This is a genomic window from Luteibacter sp. 22Crub2.1 (assembly GCF_900167995.1).
Lineage (GTDB): Bacteria > Pseudomonadota > Gammaproteobacteria > Xanthomonadales > Rhodanobacteraceae > Luteibacter > Luteibacter mycovicinus.
This window is the reverse complement of the sequence record NZ_FUYT01000013.1, coordinates 51,679-65,190: the sequence shown is the minus strand read 5'-3', so window position 1 is coordinate 65,190 and position 13,512 is coordinate 51,679. Positions and strand designations below refer to the sequence as shown.

The window sequence follows — 13,512 nt, the reverse complement described above, 5'->3', positions numbered from 1 at the left end:
GAGCGACAGCGTGTCGGCGCTTACTCCGCTGGATGCTCCCGGTGGCGGATCGTTTCGTTCGCCACGTGCCGCTCGTGCAGCGACTCGGCGGTGGTTTCGCCGGGATCGCTCGGCGGGCGGGCGTCCAGATCGCGGTCGTTTTCGCCGCCGGGGGTGATCTTCAGGATCGAATGGCGCACCTCGCGAGCGAGGATGACGCGTGCGTCACGCACCATGTCTTCCAGCGCGTCGCTGAAGTCGAGTTTACCAGCGTTGTCGGTCCATACGACCTTGACCTCGCGCAGCTTCTGGATGAATCCACGGAACAACGCCTTGTCGAAGAACTCCGGCGCGGACAGCTCATTGAGCAGGCCGAGGCGCTGAGCGGTAAGTGTACACGCGGTTTCGAGTTCGCCCGAGCTCATCGTGTGCGGACCGTTCTTCACCAGCGCGGCGATGGCGATGTAGTAACGCTCGAAGGCCTGCAACATGCTGCGTGCGATGACACGCAGCTGATAGGAGCCGTCGTCCTGGCCGGGCCCGCGTTCTAGCACGCGGCCTTCGGCGCTGGACTCGAGGATGCCGCGGCGCACGAAGAACTCGATCGTTTCCTGGATCTGCGCGGCGAAACCGTCCTGATCCCAGGGCAGGAAAAGCTCGCCCTGGATGAACGGATAAATGATCCGGCCCAGCCGGATGACCGACGAGCGGGACATGCGGCGGTTGTTGAGGAAGCACGCCGCCACCCAGGCGGCGGCCGCATTGAGGTGAAGCACGTTGTTGCGGAAGTAGGAGAGCAGCACCGCCTGCTCGTCGTCGGTGACCAGCACGTCGCCAAGCGGGTGCCTGACGCGACGGATCCAGCCCATCTGCTCGCCGTACGCGATGATGCCCTGTGGATTCATGGGCGTGATCGTGACGCGGTCCGAATAAGGCAGTTCGATGAACATCGCCTTGGTCAGCTCGAGCTGCGCAAGCAGGTCGTTTTCCGCCATCGCGTGCTTGGGCGTCGCCAGCAAGGCGAGCGCAAGCAGGTTGATCGGGTTGACGTCCGCTGCGCGGTTGATGTTGATCTGGATGCGGTCGGCGAGATCGTCGACCACGCTGTTCATCCATTCCGGTTTGACGTCCGGATCCGCGGTCGTCGCGCGCCAGTCGGGCGCGACGGCATCGAGCATCGGGGTGAGTTCGATGGGCTCACCGAAGTTAAGCGTGACGTGGCCATAGCGCTGACGCAGCACCTTGAGTCCGCGGATCAGTCCGAGCAGCGATTCCTTTTCCTTGGGCTTGCCGGACAGTTCGCCGATGTACGACTTGCCCTCCATCAGCTTCTCGTAACCGATATAGACCGGCTGGAACAGCACGGGGCGGCGCGGCGCACGAAGGAACGCCCGCAGCGTCATCACCAGCATGCCCGCGCGCGGGGCAAGCAGCCGTCCGGTACGCGAGCGGCCGCCTTCGATGAAGTACTCCAGCGGAACGCCGCGATCGACCAGTTGCGCGAGGTATTCGTTGAACACCACGGAATAAAGTGCGTTTCCCTTGAAGCTGCGACGCAGGAAGAACGCGCCGCCGCGACGCAGTATCGGTCCGACCACGGGCAGGTTGAGATTGACGCCGGCAGCGATGTGCGGCGGCACGACGCCGGAGTGATGCAGCTGGTACGAAAGCAGCAGGTAGTCGGTGTGACTGCGATGGCAGGGCACGTAGATCACTTCATGACCCGGCGCGGCGGCGCGTGCCTTGTCGAAGTGGTGCATGGCGATGCCGTCGTAGAGCTTGTTCCAGAAGTTCGCGAGCAGGAACGAGGACGAACGCACGACGGGATGCGAATAGTCGGCCGAGATCTCCAGGGCGAAATCCCGCGCGCGGCGCTGCGCTTTCGCCAGCGTGATGTTTTCCTTGCTCGCTGTGGCGGCGATGGCGTCGCGCACCGGCTCGGTGTTGAGCACGGCGTCGACGACGGTGCGTCGATGCGACAGATCGGGGCCGATGACCGCGGCGCGGATGCGACGGAAGTGCGTACGCAGCACGCGGGCGATCTTGCGCGTCAGACGTTCCGGCGTAAGACCGCGCGATTCGTCGAGCACCGAGCGCAGCGATACGGGCGCCGAAAAGTGCACCACCGTATCGCGTCCGTTGAGCAGCAGCGCCAGCATGCGCCGGAAACGTCCCACGACCAGCCAGTTCTCGGCGAAAAGCACGCTGAACCAGCCGCTCTCACGGTTGGGGGCGCGACCGACGTAGATCGAGACGGGGACGATCTGGATGTCGCGCGAAGGATCGTCTTCGATCGCCCGGATGAGCTGACCGATGGGCTCCTTCGGACCACGGGCATCCGTACGACCGAACAGCCAGCCATGACGGCGACTGAGCGAGAACACCGAGCGACGGCGGCGCCCCGGCAGATCGAGCAATTGCATCGGGCTCGGCAAGCCGGCCTCGCGGCACGCGCGCTCCAGGATCAGCGCGTCCGAGGTGCCATCGCGCTCGATGGCGTAACACACGGCCGCCCCGCTCCTGAGTAACACGGCGGGTTCGGCGGGCTCGCGTTTGATCCGCACCCAGGGTTCGAGAAGCCGCCCCAGCAGCTTGAACCACCAGGGCGAACGGGCGACATGGACGTGCGGATCCGCACTCATCGGAATTTCTGACATCGTGGGATTGTACGGCTTCAGCGGCCCCGGGCGACCGCGACGGGTGCGCCTGGGCTTCGCGTGGGAGGAGCGACCGTGCTCGCCGGGGCAGGCGCGGTGGCCGATGGCGCTGGCGGCGCAAGGCGCGCGTGGTCGTCGCGGACGCGCTGCAGCAGATCGCTGTCGTACCACCGCCCATCGAGCAGAACGAGGGTCGCGTCGGTCTGGATCGGCTTGTCGAGCAAGGTGTAAGTGATCGTGACGTGCGCCGATCCACCGCTGTTTTCCAGCGTATCGATGCTGACGGAGTCGAAGCTTTTGTCGACCGACAGGCCATAGACATCGAGCAGGCGTTTGAAGCCGAGCCAGGCGGTCGACCATGTCGCCATGGATTGCTCGAACGTCATCTGGTGCAGCGCGTCAGGCGTGGACAGGCCAGCCTTGCGAGCCGTGTCGACCAGCACGCCGATGGCTTCCTTCGCGCGGGCCTGATCGCCCCAGGCCACCGTCTGCGTCCACGGGGCGATGACGTTGACCGCCTCCCGGAGCTGCCGCTTCTGCGGCACGGTGAGGTCCTTGGCCTGATCGATCGCCGTGAGCGCCATCGACTGGCCCACACCGGAAATCAGGGGCATCTGGTCTTTATAGTCGCGATCGAAGCGTACGAGGGTCGGCCGCAGGTCGGCGAACAGTTTCTTCTCCGCGTCCGGATCGGTCAGGCGTTTCACACCGGCCTCGAACTTGGCGCGGTCGTCCGGATCCATCGGCGCCTCCGCTTCGTTACGACGCGGCCAGTCCTTGCGCAGATTGTCGAAGTCGGCCGGCGGGAGCGCGTGCTTCCAGAACAGGTCGAACTTGCCGTCGCGGATCAGGGCGAGCGACTCGCGTGTGGCGTCTTCGGGTGAGCCACCGCCAGGCGTGCCGGCCGTTTCCGCCTTTTTCTTGTCGCAGGCGGCGACAAGCGCAAGCAGGGCCAGAAGGACCGGTACGAGCAGGAGGGGGCGGCGCATAGGGGAGGGCTTCTCGCGTCTCGGCACAGCGGGGACGGGGAGCGTACAAGAAAAAACCCCGGAGACTCATCGTCTCACGGGGTTATCCAGCCCGAAGCCGGAAAGGGAAATGGCCTTGCCCGCATTGCTTTTGGCGCCACGGGTTTCGGCGAGAGGGATGATAGTTGGACGACATTGCTAAAGCAATACGTCATAAACATGCATCTAAGTATCTGATTTTACTTGATGCGAAGCGCTTCGATCTTCTTCTGGCGGCGCTCGGCACGGGGCAGATCGTAGTCGTTGTCGAACAAAGCGGGCTCCCACGAGCCATAGGTCGGGTTCGGCAAGACGAACCAGCGTTCGCCGATCCATGCCGTGTAGGGTGCCATGGCCCTGGTCCGGCCTTCGTCGTTGTTGCCGGGGATGCTGGTGAAATCGCCGATCTGATCGCCGAACTGCATCAGCACGCGATAGTTCTTTGCCACCAGCTGACGGCGGCAGCTCTTCTCGCTGCCGGCCTGCTCGCAGCCTTCGACGAACGTCCCGAGGCCCAGGAACGATGCCTTGCCGGCCACCGGGAAGCCGGCCGAGCGCAGGTTGGCCAGGGTCGCCTCGTCCAGATCCTTGGCACGGTTGGACACGTAGAAGACGGCGACGCCGTGGTCCGCGGCGAAACGGGTGAACTCCACGGCGCCGGGCAGCGCACGGGCGGCCGCTTCTCTGCACCAGTCGGCCCAGGCGGCCTCGTTGAATTCACCGCCGGAGCGGATGAGACGCGCCTGATAGGGTGAGTTGTCCAGCACGGTCTCGTCGATGTCGAGGATCACGGCCGGCTTCAGGCCCTTGAGCGAGGGGTGCACCGCGCGGTCGTCCCGGGGCAGGGCGTCCCAGTTTGGATCCTGCTTCGCTTTGAGAATTTTCTCTTGTGCATTGCGGAACGTCTGCACGTAGATGAAGTCGTGCTCGCTGGCGCGCTGGGACCAGGCCACCGCGTTGAGATTGTCGTCGGCGGCGACGCCGGCCGTGGCCGGTGCCTCGACGGCGGCGGCAGGCGCCGACACCGCCGTCGGTGTGGACGCGGCGGGACGCTGCGCCTGCGCGCAGCCCGCGAGAGCGAGAGCGGCCGCGAGCGCGACCGGAGCGAACTTCATCATGAAAACCCCTTGTGGATCGGGTATCGGCACCCGAGGGGCGGCGATTCTCCACGGAGTTTACGACAGCCTGACGACGAGGCGCACGCCTCTGGCGCTGTGGCCCCGCGTACTGACAGACTGCGGTCTCACACACGACGAGGTCGTCCATGGACGCTTCCACCCCACGGACCCGCGCCGTGCGCATCGCCAGTTACGTCGCCGCCGCGGTCGGGCTGTTGCTCATTCTCCTGCTGCGTCTCTTGCCGGCGTTGCTTGCCGGCCTGCTCGTCTACGAAATGGTCGTATCCACGGCGCCGCTCATGGGACGTCGCCTTCCCGGCGACCGTGCGCGCGTGCTCGCCGTCGCGGTGATAGGCGTGGTCGTGGTGGGGTTGCTCACATTGCTGATCCTGGGCGGCATCAGTTTCTTCCGCAACGAGATCGGCAACCCGCAGGAGCTCTGGCAGGATCGCCTGATGCCGCTCGTCGAACGGGCGCGCCAGCAGTTGCCGGCGGCCATCGTCGATCGTCTTCCCGACAGCGTCGAAGCGCTGCGCTTCACGGCGATGGACTGGGCGCGCTCCCACGCCGTGACACTGCAGCTGGCAGGGAAGGAGGCGGCGCGCGTACTCGTGCATATCCTCATCGGCCTGATCCTCGGCGCCATCGTCGCGCTGAGCCGCACCCGCCCCACGCATCAGGTGGGGCCGTTCGCCGCCGAACTGTCGCTCCGCAGCGCGCGCCTGGCGGACGCGTTCCACAACATCGTGTTTGCGCAGATCAAGATATCCCTGGTCAACACCGCGTTCACGGCGATCTACCTGCTCTGCATCCTGCCGTTGTGCGGTGTGCACCTGCCGCTGACCAAGACCCTGATCATCGTCACCTTCATCGTCGGCCTGCTGCCGGTGATCGGCAACCTGCTGTCCAACACGGCGATCACCATCGTCGGCCTGTCCGTGTCCCTTTACGTCGGCCTGGGTGCCCTGGTCTTCCTGATCGTCATCCACAAGCTGGAGTACTTCCTCAACGCGCGTATCGTCGGCACCCAGATCCGGGCCCGCGCCTGGGAGCTGCTGGTGGCCATGCTGATGTTCGAGGCCGCCTTCGGCCTGCCCGGCGTGGTCGCGGCCCCCATCTTCTATGCCTACCTCAAGTCTGAACTCGAAGCGGAACGCTTGATCTGACGTTCATCTCCTTGCTGGTGGAATCGCCGCCAGTTCAAGGAGTTCCGTATGATCCGCACGCCTGGAGATTCCCGCGCCGTCCGCATCGCCACCTACGTCCTCGCGGCGCTGGCGTTGTGGGGCGTGCTGATGCTGCACCTGGTTTCGGCCCTCCTGGCCGGCCTGCTGGTCTATGAGGTCGTCGAGGCGCTGACGCCGTTGATCCGACGGGTGATCCCCGGCGAGCGTGCGCGCCCGATCGCCGTGGGTGTCGTCACGATCATCGTGGTCGGGGCGATCATCCTGCTGGTGTTCGCGGCGCTCAGCTTCTACCGGCGCGATATCGGCGATCCCCAGGAACTGTGGGACAGCAAGCTGGTGCCCTTGCTCGACAAGGCACACGAGCAGCTGCCGGCGTGGCTGACCACTCGCCTGCCGGACAGCTTCAACGATTTCCGATCGCAAGGGATGGGATGGGCGCATGAGCACGCGGGCGACCTGAAGCTCGTGGGCACGACCGCGGCGCGCGTCATGGCGCATATCCTGATCGGTCTCGTGCTGGGTGCGATCGTTGCCGTATCGCACGGGGCCGGTGGCCGTCCGGCCAAGCCCTTGGCGTTCGAACTCTCGACGCGCACGATGCGCCTGGCTCAGGCCTTCCACAACATCATTTTCGCCCAGCTGAAGATCTCGGCGATCAACACGGCGCTCGCGGCGTTGTTCCTATTGGTGGCGCTGCCGATTCTCGGCATCCATGTGCCGCTGGCGAAAACGCTGGTGGCGGTGACCTTCGTCGTCGGGTTGCTGCCGGTCGCGGGCAACCTGATTTCGAATACGCTGATCGTCGTCGCGGCGCTGTCCGTCGGACTCTGGGTGGGCGTCGCGGCGCTGGTCTTCCTCGTGGTCGTCCACAAGCTCGAATATTTCCTCAACGCAAAGATCGTCGGCGGGCAGATTCGCGCGCGCACGTGGGAGTTGCTGATCGCGATGCTGGTGTTCGAGGCGGCGTTCGGCATTCCGGGCCTTGTGGCGGCTCCGATTTACTACGCCTACCTGAAGAGCGAGTTGGAGGCGGAGCGGCTTATCTGATCCGCTCCTTCCCTGAAACCGAGACTAGCTAGTCGCCGATGGAAAATAAATAATTTTCCAGAACGTTCGCGCGCTCGCAGTACCTGAATAGCTCGGCGTTGGCTACGTCAACATTGGCGACCTGATTGGTGCCGCCGATGGCGGTCTCGGCAGCTACCGTTTTGACGTTGAAATCCAGCCATGCACGCTCGGCTACCTTGACGGCCTCCCTGGTTCTGTCGTCCAGCTTCCTCATCAACTGCCCGTAGGCCTTGTTGAGACGAGCGTCCTGGATACTTCGCTCCGATGCGAGGCATTTTCCAAGCAGTGCCTGGTCGAGGCCGGCGTTATCAACGCACGCATAGAGCGCTTCTGTGATTCCTTTCGGCGCACTGCGGCGCATTGCCTGAGCCGTACGACTTTCAGCGTCGAAGGCGGAGGTCCCAAACGTAAGAACCGTCATGCACAGGGCTAGCAAAATACCTGTCTTCATCTTTCGTTTCTTCCATGCGTTCGCCGGTTAACGTTATCTGGCAGCCATCCACGCGGTACATCAGCTTCGCCTCGAACGACCTGCCGGATTCGCAGTTGTTATCCACCGCCCGCCAGCATCGCCCTGATGCGCGCGATATGCGTATCGGCCGCTTCTTTTTTCACCTCGGCATCCGCATCCGGGTCTTTGCCATCCCAGTGCAGATCGTCCTGCGGCAGTTCGTCGAGGAAGCGGCTCGGATCGTTCGACAGCACCTCGCCGTACTTGCGCGAGCGTGCCGAGAACGACAGCGTCAGCATTTCCTTGGCGCGTGTGATGCCCACATACATCAATCGTCGCTCCTCATCGAGACGGCCTTCGTCGATCGCTCCTTCGTGAGGCAGCGTGCCGTCTTCGCAGCCGACGATGAAGACGAAACGGAACTCGAGGCCTTTCGCCGAATGCAGCGTCATCATGCGCAACGCGTTGCCCGGGTCGTCCCGATCCGCGTGGCTGAGCAGTGCGAGCTGCGCGGCGATATCGCCGGTGCGGCCGCCGTCCTTGCCCATCGCGCGGAACCAGTCGACCAGTTCGCGCAGGTTGCCGAGGCGGCGTTCGCGCAGCACTTCGTCCGTGGTGGAGGCTGCGATCTGCGCACCGTAACCCGTCTTTTCGATGACGGTGTTGACGAGGTCGGCCGCGCTTTCGTGTACGGCGTGGCTGCGCAGCTCGTCCATCAGGCGTGCGAAGCTGGCCAGTGCCGACGCGGGGCGGGCCGCGATGTTCTTCAGTGCGCTGTCACTGCGCGCGGCGTCGAGCAGCGAGGCATTGCGTGCCTGCGCCATCTGGCCGAGCTTTTCGAGCGACGTGGCGCCGATCTCGCGCTTGGGTACGTTGACCACGCGCAGAAACGCGGCGTCGTCGGTCGGGTTGGTCAGCAGGCGGAGGTAGCACAGGATGTCCTTCACTTCCGCGCGATCGAGGAAGGACAGTGCGCCGCTCAGGTGATACGGGACGCGCGCGAGACGTAGCGCCTTCTCGATCACGCGCGCCTGAAAGTTGCCGCGGTACAGGATGCAGAAGTCATCCCAGCGGATGCCTTTGTCCTTGTACTTTTCATGCAGGCTGGCGGCGATCGAGGCGATGCGTTCCGCTTCGTGGTCGTTGTCCTTGCATTCCAGTACGCGGATGGGCGGACCTTCGACGTGGTCGCTCCACAGTTTCTTTTCGTGGACGTGCGGGTTGTTGGCGATCAGCTGGTTGGCCGCGCGCAGGATGCGCTTGGCGCAGCGGTAGTTCTGTTCGAGCTTGATCACGCGCAGGTTGGTGAAATCGCGCCCGAGCTGGTCGATGTTCTCGGGGTTCGCGCCGCGCCACGCGTAGATGCTCTGGTCGTCGTCGCCCACGCAGGTAAAGCGTGCCTTGGGGCCGGCGATGGCCTTGAGCAGACGATACTGCGCGTCGTTGGTGTCCTGGTATTCGTCGACCAGCAGGTAGCGCAGGCGCTCCTGCCAGATCGCGCGCGCCTCGTCGTCCGTCTCGAGGATGCGAAGAGGCAGGCGGATCAGGTCGTCGAAGTCCACCGCGTTGAAGGCGGCCAGGCGCTGTTGGTACAGGTCGTAGATGGTCGCCGCTTCGATCTCGCGCGGGCTGCGCGCCGAGGCCATGGCTTCCTCGGGTGTCAGGCCACCGTTCTTGGCCTTGCCCACCAGGTTGCGGATGCCCTGGATCACCTCGGGCTTGACGCCCTTGGGCGACAGCTCCTTGATCATGTTGGCGCTGTCGTCGGCGTCGAGCACGGAGAAGCCGCGACGCAGCTGCGCGCGATCGTGCTCGATCTGCAGGAACTTCAGCCCCAGCGCGTGGAACGTGCACACCGTGAGCGCCTTCGCCGACTGCTCGGAGATCAGCCTGCCCACGCGCTCGCGCATCTCCTTCGCCGCCTTGTTGGTAAAGGTGATGGCGGCGATCTTCTCGGCCGCCAGGTGGCGCCGTGAGATGAGGTGCGAGATTTTTTCGGTGATGACGCGTGTCTTGCCCGAGCCGGCGCCGGCCAGCACGAGAAGGGGACCGTCGCAGTACTCGACGGCCGCGTGTTGTTGCGGATTGAGCATCGGGATTCGGGCCGGAGAGGACAGGCGAACGAGGACGGGGATGGTATCAGGTGCGGAGGTCGGCGGACCCCGGACTCGTCACTCTCAACGGCGGCGAGACTGCCGTGGCGGGCACTTGGCGGTACCATGGCCGGTCACGTTCCGGACCGATCCCGTATGGCCAAGCTGTATTTCTACTATTCGGCAATGAATGCCGGCAAGACCACGACGCTGCTCCAGAGCGCGCACAATTACCACGAGCGCGGGATGCGCACGCTGATCCTGACCCCGGCGCTGGACAACCGTTACGGCGAGGGCATCGTCGCCTCGCGGATCGGCCTGCAGGCGCGGGCGCTGCGTTTCGCTGGCGAAGAGGACATCTTCGCCATGGTCGAGCGCGATATCGCCGCGCGTGGGCCCTTGCACTGCGTGCTGGTGGACGAGGCCCAGTTCATGAGCAGGAACCAGGTCTGGCAGCTGTCTGACGTGGTCGACCGCCTAGGCATTCCCGTGCTGGCGTACGGGCTGCGCACCGACTTCCGGGGTGAGCTGTTCGAAGGCAGCCGGTATCTGCTGGCCTGGGCGGACAACCTGGAAGAGATCAAGACGATTTGCCATTCCGGTAAGAAGGCGACGATGGTGGTGCGCGTGGATGAACACGGCCGCGCCGTCACCCAGGGGCCGCAGGTTGAGATCGGCGGCAACGACCGCTATGTCTCCGTCAGCCGCGCCGAGTTCAAGAGCATTACCGGTGGTGAAGGCCGTATCGAGCTGCAGCAATCCGTGCTGCCGCTCGGCGAATCCGATTCCGACGAAGGAAAGCCCGCGTGACCGAGACGACGACCACCGCCGCCAGCTGGCCGCGCCCCCATTGGCAGCCGAGTCACGAGGAGGCGGTCCTGCTCTTCTTCGTCTTCGGCGCTTTTCCGCAGGATCTCGCCATCCCCGCTGCCCGCTATGGCAGCCCGGGCCTGCCCGAAGGTGTGGAGTTGCAGCGTTTTCAGAACGCCGTGCTGTCGCGCTGGGAGGGGTACCCGCTGTCCGGCGCCCTCGGCGACCTGCTCCGCGAAGATAGCCCCGAGGCCTTTGCCGCCGCCAAGGCGGCGCCGCATGTGGTGGCGATCCGCGGCCGCTTCCCGGACCGCGACAATCTCGACTATCTGCGTGACACCCTCGGCGTCGTAGCCGCGCTGACCGACATCGGTGGCAAGGCCGTCGTCGATCCGCAGATCCTGACCCTTTTCGATGCCGCCGGCTGGCGCGAGCACTACCTGGTCCAGGGTGGCGCGCCGACGCGGAATCACGTGCTGATTCTCTGCAGCCCTGAGGAAACCAAGGGGCGCTCGTGGATCCGTACGCGTGGCATGCGCAAGTTCGGTCGTCCGGATATCAGCCTGACCAACGTGCCCGATCGCGACATCGACCGCGCGGGCGCCTTGTCCGAGCGCTTCGTCGACCTCGGGGCGCTGGGCGCGCATTTCGAGCAGGATCAGACCGTCGAGGTCGATGGGGTGAAGGGTGGCCTGACCGTGGCTCTCTCCGGTGACGAGAGCGATCCGCTGTTCAACAACTCGCATGCGGCGATGCGCTGGCCTGACTGAGTCAGCGTGGTTCAGCGCGCGTCAGGTAGCTGATTGAGCCAGTCGACGAACGCCTGCGCATCGCCTTCGTCGTGGAAGTCGACGGCGACGTAGTTGGGCTTGCGCTTCGCTGCCGGAAGGCAGTAGTCGAGGTAACGGCGACGCAGCTCTTCAAAGGCGTTGTCGTGACTTGCGTGGTGTGCGACCGGTAAACCGTGGAAGTGATTCATGGTGAACAGCGGTCGCCAGCCCGGTTTGCCGGGGATGGACGTGCGGTCGAGGGGCTGTACGTCCGCATCCCACCGGCTGCGGCAGCTGCGGTCGTGGGTCAGTATCGTCATGCCCAGGCTCCAGTAGTTCTCAACGGTGTAGCGGACGGTCGGCATGATGTGTACGGTCCCGTGCTCGGTGAAGATCGCACCGCTGTTCGCCTCGTTGAGGCTGAAGATCAACAGGCGCTGGCCGCGGCTGATCAGCTCGCGATAGGTCGGCCATCGTTCGGTGTCCCAGGTCGTGGGATCGAAGGTGACGCTCCCCAGGCGCGGAACACGTCGCAGCTCGGCTTTGAGTTGTGCCAGCGTGCTGAAATCCTCGAGCTGGAGCGTGATGACCGCCTCCGGATGGGTATCCAGGTAGGGCAGGATGGTCGCCTCCAGCAGCGTGGCGAACCGCTCGGTGCCGGGGCCGTACGTGCACTTCGCATGACACAGTGCCACGCGTCCCTCGAACGGATGCAGGTCGAGCATGAACGCGCGTACGCCAGCCTCGAGTTGCTGGGCGATCGTCGTCCGCTGATTCCGAATCAGTCCGTTGCTGGTGAAGGCGTTGTGCGCGGTCAGCCACGTGTAGCGGTCGAAGGGTTCGTCCAGGCCGAGGGTTTCCGTCGGGCCGGCAAGGGCCATCGGTGTAGCGATCGATGTCGCCACGGCGAACAGCAGTTTTTTCATGAGGGCATTCCCTGCCGCAGTAGGATAACTGTCAGCCTAGTGGCGTGCCCACGCGCTTCGGAGTCCGCGAAACGCTCGAAACGTTGTCGTCTTTTCTAATGCTGGCATGTAGGGCAATAGAACGACGCTCGCTGGCCGAGCGTCACGACCTTGATCGGCGTCGTGCAGGTTCGGCACGGCTCGCCGGCGCGTCCGTAAGCGAACAACTCCTGGAAGAAGTATCCGGGGGCGCCATCCGGCGCGAGAAAATCGCGCAGGGTGGTGCCCCCTCGTGTGATGGCGTACGCGAGAATCCGTTTGATCTCGCTGGCGAGCTTCGCGTAGCGCTCGCGTGACACCTTGCCGGCGGCGCGGCGCGGATCGATTCCCGCGGCGAACAACGCCTCGCTGGCGTAGATGTTGCCGACGCCGACCACGACCGCGTTGTCCATGATGAAGGTCTTTACCGCGGCGCTGCGGCCGCGGGACAGTCGCCACAACACGTCACCGTCGAACGCGTCGGTCAGAGGTTCCGGACCGATACCATCGAGCAAGGCGTGCGTCTCGCCGGGCATCTGCCACAGCAGCGCACCGAACCGGCGGGGGTCGGTAAAACGCAGCACGCGATCGGATTCGAGCATCAGGTCGACGTGGTCGTGTTTGCCCACGGGCGTGTCCGGGGGAAGCACGCGCAGCATGCCGGACATGCCCAGATGGAACAGGGCGGTTCCCGCCTGTGTTCGCAGCAACAGGTATTTGGCGCGTCGGTCCACCGCTTCGATGACCTGCCCAGGCAGCAACGAAGAAATTTCCGGTGGAATCGGCCAGCGCAGATCGGGTCGACGCAGCACGACGCCCGTCACGCGACGCCCTTCCAGGTGAGGTGCGATACCGCGACGGGTGGTTTCGACTTCGGGAAGTTCTGGCATGGGCCGAAGATGGGGGCTGTCGCGGCGGCTGGCAACCGTTGCCGGTCAGGGCGCCGGTGAATCGTGGGTCGGCAGCGAGGCCGTGCGTGGTGCGCGCGGCAGGGCCTGGGCGGGTACGAAGGCGATCCGGTCGCCGACTTTCGCGTAGCGCTGCTTACCCAGAGCGGCCATCTCGCCGAACTCGACGCGGACGCCGTCGAGCACCAGCACGGCGACCGGCGGTGCCAGCCCGATTTTTGCCTCATCGAACGTCGAGGCCGGATTCCACGTTGCGACCGGCGTGGCGGCCAGCGAGGCGAGTTCGTCGGCACGGCCCTGATCGGCGATCCGGGTGCCATCGGTCAGCCACTGACCGTCGTGCCGTTCGAAACGCTGCGCAGGCGATCCCTTCAGGGTCAGCTCGACGTGGCTCACCGTGTCCGGATCCAGCGCGGTAAGCAGGTGCGCGCGCGCATCGCTTTCATCCGCGCGCCATTGCCAGGCCACCGCGACGATCAGCGCGAGGACGACGAGCAGGCCGATCAGTCGCGTGCGCACG

Annotated in this window: 12 protein-coding genes; 4 read left to right on the top strand and 8 right to left on the bottom strand. The window is 64.9% G+C overall.

Annotated elements, in window-relative coordinates; translation table 11 throughout:
• Positions 1-20 precede the first annotated feature (20 nt).
• From plsB to B5X73_RS14410, 3 genes are all read right to left on the bottom strand, one after another.
• Positions 21-2,621: a glycerol-3-phosphate 1-O-acyltransferase PlsB gene (gene plsB, locus B5X73_RS14420; RefSeq protein WP_079522314.1), complete on the bottom strand. Its 2,601-nt coding sequence runs from the start codon at positions 2,619-2,621 to the stop codon at positions 21-23.
• Positions 2,622-2,653: 32 nt separating this feature from the next.
• Positions 2,654-3,625 (bottom strand): hypothetical protein, encoded by a 972-nt coding sequence (locus B5X73_RS14415; RefSeq protein WP_079522312.1) that lies wholly within the window; start codon positions 3,623-3,625, stop codon positions 2,654-2,656.
• 218 nt (positions 3,626-3,843) lie between these two features.
• Positions 3,844-4,761, bottom strand: a complete 918-nt coding sequence (locus B5X73_RS14410) for a 5'-nucleotidase, lipoprotein e(P4) family (protein WP_079522310.1) — start codon at positions 4,759-4,761, stop codon at positions 3,844-3,846.
• A 146-nt stretch (positions 4,762-4,907) separates the two neighbouring features.
• On the opposite strand from B5X73_RS14410, the gene B5X73_RS14405 reads away from it, so the two are divergent.
• Positions 4,908-5,927 carry an AI-2E family transporter gene (locus B5X73_RS14405; protein ID WP_036109691.1) on the top strand — a complete coding sequence of 340 codons (1,020 nt, stop codon included), beginning with the start codon at positions 4,908-4,910 and terminating at the stop codon, positions 5,925-5,927.
• A gap of 48 nt (positions 5,928-5,975) precedes the next feature.
• On the top strand, positions 5,976-6,995 hold the full coding sequence (locus B5X73_RS14400; RefSeq protein WP_079522308.1) for an AI-2E family transporter: 1,020 nt from the start codon (positions 5,976-5,978) through the stop codon (positions 6,993-6,995).
• Positions 6,996-7,023: 28 nt separating this feature from the next.
• Here B5X73_RS14400 and B5X73_RS14395 read toward each other — a convergent pair whose 3' ends face one another.
• Positions 7,024-7,467: a lysozyme inhibitor LprI family protein gene (locus B5X73_RS14395; RefSeq protein WP_079522306.1), complete on the bottom strand. Its 444-nt coding sequence runs from the start codon at positions 7,465-7,467 to the stop codon at positions 7,024-7,026.
• A 98-nt stretch (positions 7,468-7,565) separates the two neighbouring features.
• Positions 7,566-9,560, bottom strand: coding sequence for a UvrD-helicase domain-containing protein (locus B5X73_RS14390; protein WP_036109700.1), 1,995 nt, complete (start codon positions 9,558-9,560; stop codon positions 7,566-7,568).
• A gap of 156 nt (positions 9,561-9,716) precedes the next feature.
• Between B5X73_RS14390 and B5X73_RS14385 the strand changes: the two genes are divergently transcribed.
• Positions 9,717-10,370 (top strand): thymidine kinase, encoded by a 654-nt coding sequence (locus B5X73_RS14385; protein WP_079522304.1) that lies wholly within the window; start codon positions 9,717-9,719, stop codon positions 10,368-10,370.
• Positions 10,367-11,140: a hypothetical protein gene (locus B5X73_RS14380; protein WP_036109706.1), complete on the top strand. Its 774-nt coding sequence runs from the start codon at positions 10,367-10,369 to the stop codon at positions 11,138-11,140. Before B5X73_RS14385 ends, B5X73_RS14380 begins: the two co-directional genes overlap by 4 nt.
• 11 nt (positions 11,141-11,151) lie before the next feature.
• On the opposite strand, the gene B5X73_RS14375 is transcribed toward B5X73_RS14380, so the two are convergent.
• The 3 genes from B5X73_RS14375 to B5X73_RS14365 form a co-directional block, all read right to left on the bottom strand.
• On the bottom strand, positions 11,152-12,066 hold the full coding sequence (locus B5X73_RS14375) for a phosphoinositide-specific phospholipase C-related protein (protein WP_079522302.1): 915 nt from the start codon (positions 12,064-12,066) through the stop codon (positions 11,152-11,154).
• A 95-nt stretch (positions 12,067-12,161) separates the two neighbouring features.
• On the bottom strand, positions 12,162-12,974 hold the full coding sequence (gene mutM, locus B5X73_RS14370) for a bifunctional DNA-formamidopyrimidine glycosylase/DNA-(apurinic or apyrimidinic site) lyase (RefSeq protein WP_079522301.1): 813 nt from the start codon (positions 12,972-12,974) through the stop codon (positions 12,162-12,164).
• 45 nt (positions 12,975-13,019) lie between these two features.
• A complete protein-coding gene (locus tag B5X73_RS14365; protein ID WP_079522299.1) occupies positions 13,020-13,511 on the bottom strand; it encodes a hypothetical protein in 492 nt (163 codons plus the stop codon).
• Position 13,512: the final 1 nt, after the last annotated feature.